Genomic DNA, 16789 nt, shown 5'->3' on the forward strand with positions numbered 1-16789 from the left:
GGCCGCCGGTGCTGTTGTCGAGGAAGCGGAACCACGCAGATCGCGATAGCCGCGTTGAACGGTACAAGGTTGCCGCGCCGCCGCCTGCGGGCCTTCCGGCGCCGTCGCGCCAGAGCCTGCGCGGCCTCGACTGGTTCATCTTCTTCCTCGCCGACGTTCAGACCGGGTTCGGTCCCTTCATCGCGGTCTACCTCACGACGCAGAAATGGACTCAGGTCGAGATCGGCCTCGTGCTGTCGATCGGTGGCATCGTCGCGCTGATCGGACAGATGCCCGGTGGCGCGATCATCGATGCCGCGAAGTCCGAGCGGCTGGTCGCAGCGCTTGCGATAGCGACCATCGGCTTCTGCGCGCTCGCCTATGCGGCGATGCCGATCTTCCCCGTGGTGGTTGCTGCGGCCACGCTGCATGCGGCGGCGAGCTGCGTGCTGGGGCCGGCGATCGCGGCGATCAGCCTCGGCCTGGTCGGTCCGCTTGCGATCGGCGAACGGCTCGGCCGCAATGCGCGCTTTGCGTCCCTCGGCAACGGCGTCGCCGCCGCCGTGATGGGCACGGCCGGCTATCTCCTGTCGAGCCGCTCGGTGTTCCTCGTCACCTTCCTGCTCGCGATTCCGACCCTGATCGCGCTGTCGCGCATCCGCGAGGAGGAAGTCGACATCGCGCGCTGTCACGGCGAGATGCCGCGCGAGGCGCCGGTTCCAGGCGACACCAATCTCTGGCACCTGATCCGGCAACGCCCGCTCATCGTCTTCGCGCTGAGCGTGCTGCTGCTGCAATTGGCGAACGCCGCGATGATGCCGCTGATGGCGAGCGCGGTGACGGCGCGGTCGAGCCAGTGGGCAACCGTGCTTGTCGCCTTCTGCATCGTCGTGCCGCAGGCGATTGTGGCGCTGCTGTCGCCGACGGTCGGGCGCAAGGCCCAGCTCTGGGGCCGGCGCCCGCTGCTGCTGATCGGATTCGCTGCGCTGACGATCCGGGGCCTTCTGTTTGCGACCGTGCGCGATCCCTATCTGCTGGTCGCGGTGCAGGTGTTCGACGGCATCACGGCGGCGGTGTTCGCGGTGATGATCCCGCTGATCGTGGCCGACGTCGCCTTCGGCAGCGGCCATTTCAATCTGGCGCAAGGCATTGTCGGGACGGCGACCGGCATCGGGGCGTCCTTGAGCACGGCGCTTGGCGGCTATGTCAGCGACAAGTTCGGCAATGCCACCGCCTTCATCGGGCTGTCCGGCGTCGCCGCGACCGGGCTTTTGCTGATCCTCTTTGTGATGCCGGAAACCCGGCGCACCGGCATGATCGCGCCGAAAAGAATGGCCGGCTGAACGAATTCAGCCGGCCAAATTGGGTGGGGAAGACAGAAATCAGGCGTCGAGATTGTGCAGGCGCTGGCGGTTGCGCAGCACGATCTGGCGGGCGCCGGAAAATCCCAAAATGCCCTGGGCGTGAAGCTGCGACAGCGCGCGCGACACGGTCTCCAGCGTGAGGCCGAGATAGTCGCCGATGTCGCGGCGGCACATCGGCAGTGCCATCATGCCGGCTACCGCAAGGCGGCGGTCCATCTCGAGCAGGAAGGTTGCAACGCGCTCCATCGCGGTCTTGCGTCCGAGCAGCAGCATGTGGTCCTCGGCGTGACGTAGTTCGCCGGCGGTCATGGCCCAGAGCTTGCGCGCGACCTGCACATCGGTGCCGGCGGCCTTCTCCAGGCTCGCGCGCTTCACCAGGCGCACGGTCGTGTCGATGATGGCTTCAGCGGCGAGGCGGTGGCTGGGACCGGATTCGAGGCCGAACACGTCACCGGGAAGATGGAAGGAGCCGATCTGGCGGCGGCCGTCGGAGAGCAGCTTGTAGCTGCGCACCGCGCCGGTGATGACCTGGTAGACATATTCGGCCGGCTCGTCCTCGCCGTAGATCTCCTCGTCCTTGCGGTAGGAGAACTCCGTGGCGACGAGGCCGGCGATCGCGCCGAACTGGTCGGAGACGGGATGGGCAGGGGCAATCTTGGCACGAACTTGGGTGTTGATCGCCTGGGTGTTGAGTGTCTCGGTCAGCATCTGCGCCATCTCCGTTGTGATGACGCTTTGGTACGCGGGTTCGGGCGCTTCGAAAATTTCGCGAGATATCTTAAGGGAGGTTACCTACGTAGAACCCCGTAGGTCAGTTGCCGCGGCCGCCCTGGATGGCGTGGCGGATGGACTTGACCAGGGTTTCGTCGAGAAGCGGCTTCAAAATCACGTCCTTGACGCCTGCGGCTGCCGCCCGGGCCGAGATATTCCCATCGGGATAGCCGGTGATCAGGATCACGGGCGTGCCCTCGTCGGACTGGCGCAACCGGCCGGCCAGCTCGATGCCGTTGATGTCGGGCATCTTGTAGTCGATCACGTAACAGTCCGCGCCGGGCGCGCCGCTGGCATTCAGCAGGGCCGTGGCATTCCTGAAGGTCCGCACGGCAAAGCCGTCGGTTTCCAGCAGGAATTGCAGGGATCCCAGCACGGCGGCATCATCGTCGACCACGTAGACGGTGGGCTTTGCGGATGACGTCACTGGAAGCCGCTGATGGTGCGAGCCGATCTCGATCATCCCATCTGGCTAGCACGGCCCGGGAGAATGATTTTGACTTGCCTCAATCCGATTTGCCTCAATCCTTCAACATCCCGGCGCGCATCGCTAGCCGGACCAGCTCCGAGAGGCTATTGGCCTGCATCTTGGTCATGACGTTGGCCCGGTAGACCTCGATGGTGCGGGGGCTGATGTCGTATTCACGGGCGATCAGCTTGTTGGAGAGGCCCGCGATCAGCCCTTCCATGACCTGGCGCTCGCGCGGGCTGAGGGAGGCGACGCGGGCGGCGATGTCCTGCGAGATCGCCTCGTTCTTCGCCGCCGGCTCGGCCTGGCGGATCGCCGTCTCGATCATGGTGGTGAGGCGGTCGTCCTCGAACGGCTTCTCGAGAAAGTCGACCGCCCCCAACTTCATCGCCTCGACCGCGAGCGGCACGTCGCCATGGCCGGTCATGATCAGGATCGGGAACGGGCTTTGCTGCGCCTTCATCCGCTTCAACAGCTCGATCCCGTCGATACCAGGCATGCGCACGTCCGAGACGACGCAGCCGAAGGCAAGGCCGGGCAGGACATCGAGGAAGGCTTGCGCATCGTCAAACAGGGTGACGCCGAAGCCGGAGGAATCCAGCAGGAAGTTCAGCGAGTCCCGCATCGCCTCGTCGTCATCGATGACGTAGACATGTCCCTTGGTCGTCATGGATCAATTCTCATCGGCTGCCGGGAGAGTGAAGCGGAATGTCGCGCCGCCCGATGGGTTGCTCTCGGCCCACATGCGTCCGCCGTGAGCCTCGATGATCGAGCGGCTGATGGACAGTCCCACGCCCATGCCGGTTTCCTTGGTGGTAAAGAAGGTCTGGAACAGGTTGGGAATGACGTCGCCCTGAAATCCGGAGCCGGTGTCGGACACTTCGACCTCGATCATGTCGTCATCGACGCGGGTGTTGGCGACGACGAGCTCGCGCTGCGGCGACTGCGCCATCGCTTCCAGCGCGTTGCGGAACAGATTGACCAGCACCTGCTGGATCTGCACGCGGTCGGCGAGCACGAGATCGGCGTCGGGATCGAGGCTGAAGCGGAGCTGCACGTTCTGCTCGCGCGCGCCGGCAAGCCCGAGCGCGCCGGCCTCCTCGATCAGCTTGGACAGGCTCTCGACCCGCTTCTCGGACTCGCCGCGGGAGACGAAGTCGCGCAGGCGGCGGATGATCTGGCCGGCGCGCAAGGCCTGCTCCGCGGCGCGATCCATCGCACTTTCGATCTTCGGCGTGTTGGGGTCGGTGCTGCCGGCCAGCAGCCGCCGCGATCCCTTCATGTAATTGCTGATCGCCGCCAGCGGCTGGTTGATCTCGTGGGCCAGCGCCGAGGCCATCTCGCCCATCGCGGTCAGCCGCGAGACGTGGACGAGCTCGGACTGCAATTCCTGGAGCCGCGCCTGGGTCTGCTGGTGCTCGGTGAGGTCGCGGACGAAGCCGGTGAAATAGGGCTCGCCGCCGGACTGCATCTCGCCGATCGACAGGTGCATCGGAAAGGTCGTGCCGTCGCGGCGCTTGCCGGTCACGATGCGGCCGATGCCGATGATGTGCGGATCGTTCGTGCTGCGATAGCGCGCGATGTAGCTGTCGTGGCGGGTGCGGTCGGGCTCCGGCATCAGGATGCTGACGTTCTGGCCGATCGCCTCCTGCTCGGACCAGCCGAACAGGCGCTCGGCGGCGGTGCTGAACAGTTGCATGATGCCGCGACCGTCGATGACGATCATGGCGTCGGGAATGGTGTGAAGGATCGAGCGGAGGTGGGTCTCACGCGTGCGCAGGGCTTCCTCGACCTGCTTCTCCTCGTCGATATCGAGGAAGATGCCGCTGAGATGGCGAGCGACGCCGGATTCGTCTCGGATCAAGCCGGCGCGGGCCCTGATCCATTTGCCGCGGCCGGAATTGGCGGAAATCCTGAAGGAGACGTCGAAACCGCCGCCATGCTCGGAGACCTGCTTGATCGCGTTCTCGATGCGCGCGCGGTCACCGGGCTCGAGGCGCGACAGGAAGAGGTCGTAGCTTGCCGGCTGGCCCCGCTCGATACTGAGCAGCGTCCTCGCGGTTTCCGACCACTCCAGCTCGCGCGTCGTGAGGTCGAGATCCCAGGTGCCGACGCCGAATCCCTCGATCCGGACCCGGAAATGCTCGCCGCGACTGTCGTCTGGCGGATGCGTTACGCGGGTCGGCGACAATCGATGACTCCCATCTTCGCGCGGCGGGCGTGGTGCCGCGAACATGACCGCAATTTCGCCCATGGACCGGCCCGAGGCAAGTTCGGATGTCTGATTCCATTGGCGGATTTCCCGCAAGGTCGCGCCCGGCGATTTGATCTACCTCATCCTGCCCCGTCACGGCGAGGCTAGATTTCGCGCCAGTTCATAGCTGTGCGGAGAATCCCAATGACTTACGCGACCGTGATGGTCAGCCTGGCGCTCGATCAGTCCAACGAGGCGCGCCTTCAGGTCGCGGGCGAGCTCGCCGAGCGATTCGAGGCGGCCATTATCGGGGTTGCCGCAGGGCAGTTCGCGCCGCCGCTCTATTTCACCGACGGCGCTGAAGCCCAGAGCCTGATCGATCAGGAGGAAGCCTCGATCAGGAAGCGCCTTGCCGATCTGGAGGCGCAATTCCGCGCCGCCACCAAGGCGCGCGGCGGCCGCGTGGAGTGGCGCGGCGCGATGGATTTTCCGGCGCGATTCGTGCTGGCGCAGGCACGATGTGCCGACATCATCGTCAGCGGCGGCCACAGCCCGGCCTTCTCCGACGCGTTCGCGCTCGCGAGCCCCAAGGACCTGGTGATGCAGGCCGGCCGCCCGCTTCTCGTCGTTCCCGATAAGGTCAACTGGCTCGACCTGCGCAGCGTGCTGGTGGCGTGGAAGGACACGCCGGAGGCGCGGCGCGCGGTGGCGGATGCGCTGCCGATGCTGCGCAAGGCGAGGGACGTCACCATCGTCGAAATCCCGGAGCGCGATGACGACCGTTCGGCGGTGATGGCCGGCGTCACCGACGTTGCCGCCTGGCTCGCCCGTCACGGCGTTACCGCGAGCGCACGCGTCTCGGAGGCCGTGCGGAACGCAACCGCTGCCGCGCAGTTGGAGCAGGTCGCCGGCGACCTTGGGGCCGGCCTGATCGTGGCGGGCGCTTATGGTCATTCGCGCTTTCGCGAGCTGATCCTCGGCGGCGTCACCGAATATCTGGTCACCCAATCCGCCCGCAGCGTGCTGCTGTCGCACTGACGGCCGCCCGGCCCAAAAGCTAATCGAGGAGGACGCGCCGTGTACAAATTTCTTGAAGAGACCGTCGACAGCTACATGACGCGCAACGTCACGACGGTGCGGCGCGACCACGACCTGCTCGCGCTCAGCGAGATGTTCGAGCGTGATGATTTCAATTCCTATCCGGTCGAGGACGACGGGCAGGTGGTCGGCATCGTTACCAAGTTCGACATCCTGAAGTGTTTCGCGTTCTCGCCGAGCCAGATGCTGCCGCACTATCGCGACCTGATGAGCCGCAGGATCGGCGACGTCATGACGCCCGAGTTCATCTATGTCAGCCCCGACACGCGGCTGACGCGCGTGCTCCAGATCATGGTCGAGCACCGCATCAGGAGCATCATCGTGCTCGACGGCGCCGAGAAGCTGGTCGGAATCATCGCCCGCGAGGACGTCATCAAGGCGCTCAAGGCGACGGCGCAGGAGTGACTTCTTCCTTCTCCCCTCATGTCCGCCGAAGCCTTGGCGAAGGCGGATGTGGGAGAAGGTGGCGCGAAGCGCCGGATGAGGGGTTCTCTCCACCGAAAGACTCTCCGTGCGGAGCCAACCCCTCACCCAAGTGAGTGCGCGGCACCGTCCTCGCTGCCCTCTCCCACAAGGGGAGAGGGCACTTCAACTGACGGGCGCCGCGTCACTCACCCGAATAGAAATCCACCTGTCTTGATTTCAATCAATTCGCCGCGAGGTCGAATGTGGTTTCTGGCGGCGTGTTCTTTCAGAGAGAATCCGCATGAGCCAGCCCTCCATCTCCAAATCCATGACCATCGGTGAAAGCGGCCTGGCTATCGTGTTCGCAGTCACCGCCTTCCTTTGCGTGATCGCCTCAGCCAAGGCGCTCGATTCGGCCTTTGCCTTCCATGCCGCGCTCAGCGCAGCGGCGAGCTTGGCTGTGGTCTTTGGCATCATCAACTGCTACTTCGATCGTCCGGCGGCGCTGCCGCCGACGGAGATCAACGGCCGCCCCAACTACAATATGGGTCCGATCAAGTTCACCGCCGTCATGGCGATGTTCTGGGGCATTGCCGGCTTCCTCGTCGGCCTCATCATCGCCTCGCAGCTGGCGTGGCCCGCACTGAACTTCGATCTGCCCTGGACCAGCTTCGGCCGGCTTCGTCCGCTGCACACCTCCGCGGTGATCTTCGCCTTCGGCGGCAACGTGCTGATCGGCACGTCGCTCTATGTCGTGCAGAAGTCCTGCCGGGTGCGCCTTGCGGGCGACCTCGCGCCATGGTTCGTCGTGATCGGCTACAATTTCTTCATCCTGATCGCCGGCACCGGTTATCTGCTCGGTGTCACCCAGTCGAAGGAATATGCCGAGCCGGAATGGTATGCCGACCTCTGGCTCACCATCGTCTGGGTCGCCTATCTGCTGGTCTTCCTTGCCACGATCATCAAGCGCAAGGAGCCGCACATCTTCGTCGCGAACTGGTTCTATCTCGCCTTCATCGTGACGATCGCGGTCCTGCATCTCGGCAACAATCCCGCGCTCCCCGTCTCGGTGTTCGGCTCGAAATCCTATGTCGCCTGGGGCGGCATCCAGGACGCCATGTTCCAGTGGTGGTACGGCCACAACGCAGTCGGCTTCTTCCTGACCGCCGGCTTCCTCGCCATCATGTACTACTTCATCCCGAAGCGCGCGGAGCGGCCGATCTATTCCTACCGGCTGTCGATCATCCACTTCTGGGCGCTGATCTTCCTCTACATCTGGGCCGGCCCGCACCATTTGCACTACACGGCGCTGCCTGACTGGACGCAGACGCTCGGCATGACCTTCTCGATCATGCTGTGGATGCCCTCCTGGGGCGGCATGATCAACGGCCTGATGACGCTGTCGGGCGCCTGGGACAAGCTGCGCACCGATCCCGTGCTGCGCATGCTCGTCGTCTCCGTCGCCTTCTACGGCATGTCGACCTTCGAAGGCCCGATGATGTCGATCAAGGTGGTCAACTCGCTCAGCCACTACACCGACTGGACCATCGGCCACGTGCATTCCGGCGCGCTCGGCTGGGTCGGCTTCGTCTCGTTCGGTGCGCTGTACTGCCTGGTGCCGTGGGTGTGGAATCGCAAGGGCCTCTACAGTCTGAAGCTCGTCAACTGGCACTTCTGGATCGCCACCCTCGGCATCGTCCTCTACATCTCGGCGATGTGGGTGTCCGGCATCCTGCAGGGCCTGATGTGGCGCGCCTACACCTCGCTCGGCTTCCTCGAATATTCCTTCATCGAGAGCGTCGAGGCGATGCATCCCTTCTACATCATCCGCGCCGCCGGCGGCGGCCTGTTCCTGATCGGGGCGCTGATCATGGCCTACAATCTCTGGATGACCGTTCGCGTCGGCGAAGTGGAAGTCCAGATGCCCGTCGCGCTTCAGCCGGCGGAATGAGGAGCCTTCCATGTCGTTCTGGACACGCCATCAAATCTTCGAAAAGAACTCGATCGTCCTGATCGTCGGCATCTTGCTGGTGATCGCGATCGGCGGTCTCGTCGAGATCACTCCGCTGTTCTACCTCAAGAGCACGATCGAGGCGGTCGACGGCGTCAGGCCCTACACGCCGCTGGAGCTTGCGGGCCGCAACGTCTATGTCCGCGAAGGCTGCTATCTCTGCCATTCGCAGATGATCCGCCCGCTGCGCGACGAGGTCGAGCGCTACGGCCACTTCTCGCTCGCCGCCGAGAGCATGTACGACCACCCGTTCCAGTGGGGCTCGAAGCGTACCGGTCCGGACCTCGCCCGCGTCGGCGCCAAATATTCCGACGACTGGCACGTCACCCATCTGACCAACCCGCGCGCGATCGTGCCGCAGTCGGTGATGCCGGGCTATCCGTTCCTGAGCCAGACCGAGGTCGATCCCGATACGATCGCCGACCACATGAAGACGCTCAAGGCCATCGGCACGCCCTACACCGACGACCAGATCGCGAACGCAGGCGCCGATCTGAAGGCCCAGGCCGATCCCGACAATGCCGGCTCCGACGCCTTCGGCAAGCGCTACGCCAAGGCCGTCGTGCGCAATTTCGACGGCAAGGCCGGCACGCCGACCGAGATGGACGCGCTGATCGCGTACCTGCAGATGCTCGGCACGCTGGTCGACTTCAAGCTCTACAACGAGAAAGCCAATCTTCGCTGAGAAGGCATCACCGATGAAAGCCATCCTGACACTCGACAATCTCGCGTCTGGTCTGGTGACCACGATCTGGACGCCGGTGTTCGTCGCGATCTTTCTCGCGATCATCGCCTACGCATTATGGCCCCGCAACAAGGCCGCTTTCGACGAAGCGGCGCGCCTGCCGTTGCGGGAGGAGTAAGAGATCATGACCGACCATCATAGCGACATCGATTCCGTCACCGGCAAGTCCACGACCGGACATGAGTGGGACGGCATCAAGGAGCTCAACACGCCGCTGCCGCGCTGGTGGGTGATCTCATTCTACCTCACCATCGTCTGGGCGATCGGCTACTGGATCGTCTATCCGGCCTGGCCGCTGATCTCCAGCAATACCACGGGCCTGTTCGGCTATTCCTCGCGTGCCGACGTCGCGGTCGAGCTCGCCAACCTCGAGAAGGTCCGGGGTGACAAGATGGCGGCGCTGGGCGCCGCTTCGCTCGCCGACATCGAGAAGGACCCGGCCTTGCTGGCGCTTGCGCGGGCCAAGGGCAAGACCGTGTTCGGCGACAATTGCGCGCCATGCCACGGCTCCGGCGGCGCCGGCGCAAAGGGCTTTCCGAATCTCAACGACGACGACTGGCTGTGGGGCGGCACGCTCGACCAGATCATGCAGACCATCCAGTTCGGCGCGCGTTCCGGCCATGCCAAGGCGCATGAGGGCCAGATGCTCGCCTTCGGCAAGGACGGCGTGCTGAAGGGCGACGAGATCGTCACGGTCGCCAATTACGTGCGGTCGCTGTCGGGCCTCTCGACCCGCAAGGGCTTTGATGCTGCCAAGGGCGAGAAGATCTTTGCGGAGAATTGCGTCGCCTGCCACGGTGACGGCGGCAAGGGCAACCCGGAGATGGGCGCCCCGAACCTGACCGACAAGATCTGGCTCTACGGCTCGGACGAAGCGAGCCTGGTCGAGACCATCAGCCTGGGCCGCGCCGGTGTGATGCCGGCCTGGGAAGGGCGGCTCGATCCCGCCACCATCAAGGCGATGGCGGTCTACGTCCACTCGCTGGGCGGTGGAAAATAGCCTGCTCGCGACATGCGGGGGCGAACATAAAGTGCCCCCGCTTGAGCTGGATCAACTGACGCGCTCGCGTCGGGTCTAGGTTTAATCGCACCTTTTCGAGAAGCTTCTTGGCGATGAACAAGACCGTGAACCCGAACGACCTCACATCGAACGATGACAACGGGCCGCTCTACGTAGCCCAGAAGAAGGTGTATCCCCAGAGCGTCTCCGGTACGTTCCGCCGGATCAAATGGGGCCTGATGGCGTTCTGCCTCGGCGTCTACTACTTCCTCCCGTTCGTGCGCTGGAATCGCGGCATCGGTGCTCCCAGCCAGGCGGTGCTGATCGATCTTCCCAACAGCCGCTTCTACTTCTTCTTCATCGAGCTGTGGCCGCAGGAGATCTACTACTTCACCGGCCTGCTGATCGTCGCCGCGGTGGCGCTGTTCCTGATGAACTCGGTCGGTGGCCGCATCTGGTGCGGCTATCTCTGTCCGCAGACGGTGTGGACCGATCTGTTCTACGCGGTCGAGCGGCTGGTCGAGGGCGACCGGCGCGAGCGGATGAAGAAGGACAAGTCGTCCGATCCGATGAAGCTGGAGCGCATCTCCGAGATCGTGCTCAAGCATTCGATCTGGCTCCTGATCGCCTGGTGGACCGGCGGCGCCTGGGTGCTCTATTTCAACGACGCGCCGACGCTGGTGAAGGAGCTCGTCACGTTCCAGGCGCCGATGATCGCCTATATCTGGATCGGCATCCTGACCGCGACGACCTACGTCCTGGCCGGCTTCATGCGCGAGCAGGTCTGCACCTATATGTGCCCGTGGCCGCGCATCCAGGCCGCGCTCACCGACGAATGGGCGCTCAACGTCACCTATCGCTACGACCGCGGCGAGAAGCGCACTTCGGTGAAGAAGGCGATCGAGCTGCGCGCGCTCGGCGAACACGTCGGCGACTGCGTCGACTGCTATCAATGCGTCGCGGTCTGCCCGACCGGCATCGACATCCGCAACGGGCCGCAGCTCGAATGCATCCAGTGCGGGCTCTGCATCGACGCCTGCGACAACGTGATGACCAAGATCGGCCGGCCGAAGCGGCTGATCGGCTACGACAACGACATCAACATCCAGCGCCGCCAGGAAGGCAAGGCGCCGCTCTACCGCATCGTCCGGGCCCGCACCGTCGCCTACAGCGCGATCATCGCGGCGGTTGGCGGCATCATGATCTACACGCTCGCGACCCGCAGCCTGCTCGACGTCAACGTGCTGCACGACCGCAACCCGGTCGCGGTCAGGCTCAGCGATGGCTCGATCCGCAATGCCTATACGGTGCGGCTCTTGAACAAGAGCGGCTATGACCGCGTCATCGCGATCGACGCGAACGGTCCGGCCAACCTGACCACGCACGTCGTCGGCATTGATTCCGTGACGCCGGATAGGCCGATGATCGTGATCCCGCGCGACTCCACCAGCGAGCTGCGCCTGCTGGTCACTGCGCCGGCGGAGAGCAATCCGGAAAAGTCGGTTCCCGTTCGCTTCCACGTCACCGACATCGGGCTCGGTGAGGTCGCCACCGCCACCGACAACTTCGTCTCGCCCTAGGATCAGGAGACTGCCATGGCCACCAAGCCGCTGACCGGAACAAAAGTGTTCCTGATGCTGGTCGCCTTCTTCGGGCTCGTGATCGGCGTGAACGTGACCATGATGAAGCTCGCGATCGCGACGCTGCCCGGCACCGACGTCGACAGCCCCTATGCCGCGGGCCTCACCTATGACCGCGAGATCTCGGCAGCACAGGACCAGGCCGCGCGCAACTGGAAGGTCAACGCCCATATCGAGCGCCGCGCCGATGGCGCTGCCTCGCTTCAGGTCGAGGCGCGCGATGCGAGCGGCCAGCCGATGAGCGGGTTGAAATTCGGCGGACGCCTGGAGCGGCCGACCGACAAGCGCGCCGATCTCGCAGTCGAGCTGTCGGAAGCCGGCATCGGCATCTATCGCGGCAATGCCGCGTCGGTTGCGCCGGGCCAGTGGGATCTCGTGATCGAAGGCGCGGCGCGGGGAACACGCGTGTTCATGTCGCGCAACCGCGTGATCCTGAACTGAGGGAATTCGTCATGCAGGTCACGCGGGATTTTTCGCATTACGTCCGGGCCGCGGGCGAGGGTATCAAGCACATCGATCTCGCGGTCGAGGGCGTTCACTGCGCTGGCTGCATGGCCAAGATCGAGCGCGGACTGTCGGCCATCCCCGACGTCACGCTGGCGCGCGTGAACCTCACCGACCGCCGCGTCGCGCTGGAATGGAAGCAGGGCACGCTCGACCCGGCCCGCTTCATCGATCGGCTGGAAGAGCTCGGCTACAAGGCCTATCCTTACGAGACCGAGAGCGCGGAAGCGACGGAAGTGGCGGAATCCCGCTTCCTGCTGCGCTGCCTCGGCGTCGCCGCGTTCGCCACCATGAACGTGATGATGCTGTCGATCCCGGTCTGGTCCGGCAACGTCTCCGACATGCTGCCGGAGCAGCGCGATTTCTTCCACTGGCTGTCGGCGCTGATCGCGCTGCCGGCGGCAGCCTATGCCGGCCAGCCGTTCTTCCGCTCGGCCTGGCGCGCGCTGTCGGCCAAGACCACCAACATGGACGTGCCGATCTCGATCGGGGTGTGCCTTGCGCTCGGCATGTCCGTGGTCGAGACAATCCATCACGCCGAGCACGCCTATTTCGACGCGGCGATCATGCTGCTCACGTTTCTTTTGGTCGGCCGCGTCCTCGACCAGAACATGCGGCGGCGGACCCGCGCGGTCGCCGGCAATCTCGCCGCGCTGAAGGCGGAGACCGCGGCCAAGTTCGTCGGGCCCGACGAGATTTCGCAGGTGCCGGTCGCGGCGATCCATCCCGGCGACATCGTGCTGCTCCGGCCCGGCGAGCGTTGCGCCGTCGACGGCACCGTGATCGAGGGGCGTTCCGAGATCGACCAGAGCCTGATCACCGGCGAGACGCTGTATGTCACGGCGGAGCAGGGCACGGCGGTCTATGCGGGCTCCATGAACATCTCCGGCACGCTGCGGGTGCGGGTCTCGGCTGCGTCGGAGGCGACGCTGCTCGCCGAGATCACGCGGCTGCTCGACAACGCGCTGCAGGCACGCTCGCGCTACATGCGGCTCGCAGATCGCGCCTCGCGGCTCTACGCGCCAGTCGTGCATGCGACCGCGCTGATCACCATTTTGGGCTGGGTCATCGCGGGCGCCGGCTGGCACGATGCGATCGTGACCGGCGTGGCCGTGCTGATCATCACCTGTCCCTGCGCGCTCGGGCTCGCGATCCCGACCGTGCAGACGGTGGCCTCGGGCGCGATGTTCAAAGCTGGCGTGCTGCTCAATTCCGGCGACGCCATCGAGCGGCTCGCCGAGGCCGACCACGTCATCTTCGACAAGACCGGCACGCTGACGCTGCCCGATCTCGAAGTGATGAACGCGGCCGATATTCCCGCCGACATTTTTGCACTTGCCGGGCGGCTCGCGCTGTCGAGCCACCATCCCGTTGCCGCCGCCGTCGCGCAGGCCGCCGGTGCAAGGTCGCCGATCGTTGGCGCGGTCGAGGAGGCCGGGCAGGGCGTGCGCGCTGTGGTGGACGGTGTCGAGCTTCGCCTTGGCCGTCCGTTATTCTGCGGCGCCGAAGCGCTGGTCGGCAGCGCCACGCTCGATCCCGAGGCCTCTATCGTGGCTTTCAGCAAAGGGACTGAAAAGTTCATCCTCTCGGTGCGCCAGGGCCTGCGGCCGGACGCGCAGGCCGTGATCGCGGCGCTGAAGGCGCGCAATATCGGCATCGAGATTCTCTCCGGCGACCGCGAGCCCGCGGTGATCGCGGCGGCCCATGCGCTGGGCATCGCCGAATGGCGCGCCGGTGTCACGCCGGCCGACAAGATCGCACGGATCGAGGAACTGAAGCGGCGCGGCGCAAAAGTGCTGATGGTCGGCGACGGCATGAACGACGCGCCGTCGCTGGCGGCGGCCCATGTCTCGATGTCGCCGATCTCGGCCGCGCATCTCAGCCAGGCGACCGCCGATCTCGTCTTCCTCGGCCGGCCGCTGGCGCCTGTCGTCGCCGCGATCGACTCCGCGCGCAAGGCGCTGCATCTGATGCGGCAGAACCTCTGGCTGGCGATCGGCTATAACGTTCTCGCAGTTCCGGTCGCGATCAGCGGCGTGGTGACGCCCCTGATCGCGGCGGCGGCCATGAGCGGATCCTCGATCCTGGTGATGCTGAATTCGTTGCGCGCGCGCGGAGCTGCGCGGGAGATCGTGTGATGGAAATCCTGGTCATCCTGGTGCCGCTGGCGCTGATGCTCGGCGGTGCGGGTCTCGTCGCCTTCCTCTGGTCGCTGCGGAGCGGCCAATATGACGATCTCGACGGCGCGGCGTGGCGGGCTATCGCCGACGACGAGCCGCCGCAGGACGCCTCGGTCAAGCGTTAACGCTCCGTTGGTTCCGCGCTGCCCTTTTCGGACATGGTCGCTGGACGGCCGGCGGTCGCCGGGCGTAACAATGCCGGAAGATTTTGCGTAGAAGCGACGGGGCAGGCTCTCCGGAGCAGGAGCGTGACGAGCATGCAGAAAAATGTCGGAGTGTGCGGGCCTAACGATCTGCCGGGACAGGTCGTGCTGGTGCTGCAAGGCGGCGGTGCGCTCGGCTCCTATCAGGCGGGCGTCTATCAGGCCCTGCACGAGGCCGGGATCGAGCCGGACTGGGTCATCGGCACCTCGATCGGCGCCATCAACGGGAGCCTGATCGCCGGTAATGCGCCGGAAAACAGGCTCGCGCGCCTGAAGGAGTTCTGGAAGCGGATGGAGCAGAATCCGGTCTGGGCTCTGGGCGGCGCCTTTCCCGACTTCAGCGAGAAGCTCGCCTATTTGTCGACTGTCACCAACGGCATTCCCGGCTTCTTCCGGCCCACCCCGCTGGCGCATGCGGGAGATTCCTTTCCGCTCGGCGCCGATCATGCCGGCTTCTATTCGACTGCACCGCTGGAGAAGACGCTGAGCGAGCTGGTCGATTTCGATCTGGCCAATCGCTGCGCGCCGCGACTGACGGTCGGTGCGGCTCATGTCGGCACCAGCGAAATGCGCTATTTCGACAGCCGCGACGGCGAGCTGACGGTGAAGCATGTCATGGCTTCGGGCGCGCTGCCGCCCGCGTTCCCGGCGGTGCGGATCGATGGCGAGCTGTATTGGGACGGCGGCATCCTGTCGAACACGCCGACGGAGGCCGTATTCGACGACAACCCACGCAGGGATTCGCTGATCTTCTCCGTGCATCTATGGAATCCCGTCGGCGCCGAGCCGATCACGATGGCGGAGGTCTTGAACCGCCACAAGGACGTGCAGTACTCCAGCCGCATCGCGAGCCAGATCGTGCGGCAGCAGCAGGCCCATCGCCTGCGCCATGTCATCAACCAGCTTGCCGCGCGGTTGCCCGAGACCGAGCGCAACGATCCCGCGGTGAGGGAGTTGGTGAGCTACGGCTGTCCGACCCGCATGCATGTGGTGCGACTGCTGGCGCCCCAGCTCGATCGCGAAACCCATACCAAGGATATCGACTTCAGTCCGTCAGGCATTACGCGGCGCTGGCATGCTGGCTATGTTCACACGAAATCAGTGCTCGCGCGAAAGCCGTGGATCGGCGAATTCGATCCGCTCGCCGGCGTGGTGCTGCACGAGCATATGGACGAGATGCCGATGGCGGCGGAGTAGGGCCGCGTCCGCTTTCATCGAATTGCCACAGGCCCTGCGGATTGTCGGTCGTCGTCCGCTTTTGAGAGGCCTTGCAGTTGGTATCCGGGAACGATCTGGAATTGGCCCTCGATCAGGTCCGCGCTGACGCGGCGGGACCGGTTGCGGGCGTGTTCGGCCCTGACACGGTGACCTGGCAGATCGACCGGGAGGCCGTCATCTTTCTTGGCGCCGGCCGTGCGCTGTTGTTGCAGCTGGCGCATCCCTGGGTCGCTGCCGCCATCGCGGAGCATTCGCGGACCCTTGCCGATCCGATCGGTCGCTTCCATCGTACCTTCGACATTGTCTTTGCGATGGTGTTCGGCTCGCTCGACCGGGCGCAGTTGTCGTCCCGGCAATTGCATCGGCGCCACAGCATGATTGTCGGCGCGATGCCCGAGGCCGTCGGTCCGTTCGCGGCAGGCTCGCGCTACTGCGCCAATGACATTCCGTCGCTGCGCTGGGTTCATGCGACGCTGGTCGAGACCGCGGTGATGGCACATGACCTGGTCCTTCCGCCGCTCTCGGCGGAGGAGCGCGAGCGCTACTGGAGCGAGAGCCGGATGTTCGGCGCCTTGTTCGGATTGACGGCCGACGATTTGCCCGCGGACTGGTCCGGCTTTGCGGCCTACACCGCGGCGATGGCGCAGTCGGATACGCTGACCGTCAGCCCGGCGGCGCGCGAGATCGCCGCGCAGATCCTTGGCGGCGCCCGTCCGTGGTTGCGACCACCGCGATGGTATCGCGCGCTCACGGCGAGCTTGTTGCCGGAGCGCCTGCGAGCGGGCTTCGGGTTTGAATTCGACGAGCGCGACAAGCGGGCAGCCGACAATGCGCTGAGATGGATCAGGCGCGTCTATCCCAAACTGCCAGACCGGCTGCGCTATGTCGGTCCCTACCAGGAAGCGCAGGCGCGGCTGCGGGGCGAGCCGCAGCCCGACTGGATGACCCGGTGTCTCAATCGCGCCTGGATCGGGCGGCCGCAAATGGATGTGCGCGGGAAGGGGTGAG

At 65.2% G+C, this 16789-nt stretch carries 17 protein-coding genes; 13 read left to right on the forward strand and 4 right to left on the reverse strand.

Annotated features, from left to right (window positions below):
• Positions 1 to 8 precede the first annotated feature (8 nt).
• Positions 9 to 1322, forward strand: coding sequence for an MFS transporter (locus tag CT676_RS18120; RefSeq protein WP_085404464.1), 1314 nt, complete (start codon positions 9 to 11; stop codon positions 1320 to 1322).
• A gap of 39 nt (positions 1323 to 1361) precedes the next feature.
• Here the strand turns inward: CT676_RS18120 and CT676_RS18125 are convergent, their stop codons facing one another.
• From CT676_RS18125 to fixL, 4 genes are all read right to left on the reverse strand, one after another.
• Complete coding sequence (locus tag CT676_RS18125) at positions 1362 to 2051, reverse strand: helix-turn-helix domain-containing protein (protein ID WP_085404555.1); 690 nt, start codon at positions 2049 to 2051, stop codon at positions 1362 to 1364.
• A gap of 103 nt (positions 2052 to 2154) precedes the next feature.
• Positions 2155 to 2577 (reverse strand): response regulator, encoded by a 423-nt coding sequence (locus CT676_RS18130; protein WP_135215071.1) that lies wholly within the window; start codon positions 2575 to 2577, stop codon positions 2155 to 2157.
• Between the two features lie 58 nt (positions 2578 to 2635).
• Complete coding sequence (gene fixJ, locus CT676_RS18135; protein ID WP_028150099.1) at positions 2636 to 3253, reverse strand: response regulator FixJ; 618 nt, start codon at positions 3251 to 3253, stop codon at positions 2636 to 2638.
• Positions 3254 to 3256: 3 nt separating this feature from the next.
• Positions 3257 to 4774, reverse strand: coding sequence for a sensor protein FixL (gene fixL, locus CT676_RS18140; RefSeq protein ID WP_135215072.1), 1518 nt, complete (start codon positions 4772 to 4774; stop codon positions 3257 to 3259).
• Between the two features lie 207 nt (positions 4775 to 4981).
• Between fixL and CT676_RS18145 the strand changes: the two genes are divergently transcribed.
• From CT676_RS18145 to CT676_RS18200, 12 genes are all read left to right on the forward strand, one after another.
• Positions 4982 to 5815: a universal stress protein gene (locus tag CT676_RS18145; RefSeq protein ID WP_085404462.1), complete on the forward strand. Its 834-nt coding sequence runs from the start codon at positions 4982 to 4984 to the stop codon at positions 5813 to 5815.
• A 39-nt stretch (positions 5816 to 5854) separates the two neighbouring features.
• Positions 5855 to 6280 carry a CBS domain-containing protein gene (locus CT676_RS18150; RefSeq protein ID WP_085404461.1) on the forward strand — a complete coding sequence of 142 codons (426 nt, stop codon included), beginning with the start codon at positions 5855 to 5857 and terminating at the stop codon, positions 6278 to 6280.
• A gap of 301 nt (positions 6281 to 6581) precedes the next feature.
• Entirely contained in the window at positions 6582 to 8231 is a 1650-nt protein-coding gene (gene ccoN / locus CT676_RS18155; RefSeq protein WP_135215073.1) for a cytochrome-c oxidase, cbb3-type subunit I, read from the forward strand.
• Positions 8232 to 8241: 10 nt separating this feature from the next.
• A complete protein-coding gene (ccoO, locus tag CT676_RS18160) occupies positions 8242 to 8976 on the forward strand; it encodes a cytochrome-c oxidase, cbb3-type subunit II (protein ID WP_014497065.1) in 735 nt (244 codons plus the stop codon).
• Between the two features lie 13 nt (positions 8977 to 8989).
• Positions 8990 to 9154, forward strand: coding sequence for a CcoQ/FixQ family Cbb3-type cytochrome c oxidase assembly chaperone (locus CT676_RS18165; RefSeq protein ID WP_014497064.1), 165 nt, complete (start codon positions 8990 to 8992; stop codon positions 9152 to 9154).
• Positions 9155 to 9160: 6 nt separating this feature from the next.
• Positions 9161 to 10036, forward strand: a complete 876-nt coding sequence (ccoP, locus tag CT676_RS18170; RefSeq protein ID WP_085404458.1) for a cytochrome-c oxidase, cbb3-type subunit III — start codon at positions 9161 to 9163, stop codon at positions 10034 to 10036.
• A 113-nt stretch (positions 10037 to 10149) separates the two neighbouring features.
• A complete protein-coding gene (ccoG, locus tag CT676_RS18175) occupies positions 10150 to 11616 on the forward strand; it encodes a cytochrome c oxidase accessory protein CcoG (protein ID WP_085404457.1) in 1467 nt (488 codons plus the stop codon).
• A 15-nt stretch (positions 11617 to 11631) separates the two neighbouring features.
• On the forward strand, positions 11632 to 12117 hold the full coding sequence (locus CT676_RS18180; protein WP_085404456.1) for a FixH family protein: 486 nt from the start codon (positions 11632 to 11634) through the stop codon (positions 12115 to 12117).
• An 11-nt stretch (positions 12118 to 12128) separates the two neighbouring features.
• On the forward strand, positions 12129 to 14318 hold the full coding sequence (locus CT676_RS18185) for a cation-translocating P-type ATPase (protein WP_085404455.1): 2190 nt from the start codon (positions 12129 to 12131) through the stop codon (positions 14316 to 14318).
• Positions 14318 to 14485 (forward strand): cbb3-type cytochrome oxidase assembly protein CcoS, encoded by a 168-nt coding sequence (gene ccoS / locus CT676_RS18190; RefSeq protein WP_135215074.1) that lies wholly within the window; start codon positions 14318 to 14320, stop codon positions 14483 to 14485. The genes CT676_RS18185 and ccoS overlap by 1 nt, the downstream gene beginning before the upstream one ends.
• Before the next feature lie 132 nt (positions 14486 to 14617).
• Positions 14618 to 15760 carry a patatin-like phospholipase family protein gene (locus tag CT676_RS18195; RefSeq protein WP_085404454.1) on the forward strand — a complete coding sequence of 381 codons (1143 nt, stop codon included), beginning with the start codon at positions 14618 to 14620 and terminating at the stop codon, positions 15758 to 15760.
• Between the two features lie 77 nt (positions 15761 to 15837).
• Complete coding sequence (locus CT676_RS18200; RefSeq protein WP_085404453.1) at positions 15838 to 16788, forward strand: oxygenase MpaB family protein; 951 nt, start codon at positions 15838 to 15840, stop codon at positions 16786 to 16788.
• Position 16789: the final 1 nt, after the last annotated feature.

The organism is Bradyrhizobium sp. MOS001 (assembly GCF_004634465.1).
Lineage (GTDB): Bacteria > Pseudomonadota > Alphaproteobacteria > Rhizobiales > Xanthobacteraceae > Bradyrhizobium > Bradyrhizobium barranii.

What these genes read in the sequence shown, in the direction of transcription:
- CT676_RS18195 (WP_085404454.1), top strand. Translation starts at nt 14,618, where the DNA reads ATGCAGAAAAATGTCGGAGTGTGCGGGCCTAACGATCTGCCGGGACAG.
- CT676_RS18180 (WP_085404456.1), top strand. Translation starts at nt 11,632, where the DNA reads ATGGCCACCAAGCCGCTGACCGGAACAAAAGTGTTCCTGATGCTGGTC.
- ccoG (WP_085404457.1), top strand. Translation starts at nt 10,150, where the DNA reads ATGAACAAGACCGTGAACCCGAACGACCTCACATCGAACGATGACAAC.
- CT676_RS18185 (WP_085404455.1), top strand. Translation starts at nt 12,129, where the DNA reads ATGCAGGTCACGCGGGATTTTTCGCATTACGTCCGGGCCGCGGGCGAG.
- fixJ (WP_028150099.1), bottom strand. Translation starts at nt 3,253, where the DNA reads ATGACGACCAAGGGACATGTCTACGTCATCGATGACGACGAGGCGATG.
- ccoP (WP_085404458.1), top strand. Translation starts at nt 9,161, where the DNA reads ATGACCGACCATCATAGCGACATCGATTCCGTCACCGGCAAGTCCACG.
- ccoO (WP_014497065.1), top strand. Translation starts at nt 8,242, where the DNA reads ATGTCGTTCTGGACACGCCATCAAATCTTCGAAAAGAACTCGATCGTC.
- ccoN (WP_135215073.1), top strand. Translation starts at nt 6,582, where the DNA reads ATGAGCCAGCCCTCCATCTCCAAATCCATGACCATCGGTGAAAGCGGC.
- CT676_RS18130 (WP_135215071.1), bottom strand. Translation starts at nt 2,577, where the DNA reads ATGATCGAGATCGGCTCGCACCATCAGCGGCTTCCAGTGACGTCATCC.
- CT676_RS18165 (WP_014497064.1), top strand. Translation starts at nt 8,990, where the DNA reads ATGAAAGCCATCCTGACACTCGACAATCTCGCGTCTGGTCTGGTGACC.
- CT676_RS18145 (WP_085404462.1), top strand. Translation starts at nt 4,982, where the DNA reads ATGACTTACGCGACCGTGATGGTCAGCCTGGCGCTCGATCAGTCCAAC.
- ccoS (WP_135215074.1), top strand. Translation starts at nt 14,318, where the DNA reads ATGGAAATCCTGGTCATCCTGGTGCCGCTGGCGCTGATGCTCGGCGGT.
- CT676_RS18125 (WP_085404555.1), bottom strand. Translation starts at nt 2,051, where the DNA reads ATGCTGACCGAGACACTCAACACCCAGGCGATCAACACCCAAGTTCGT.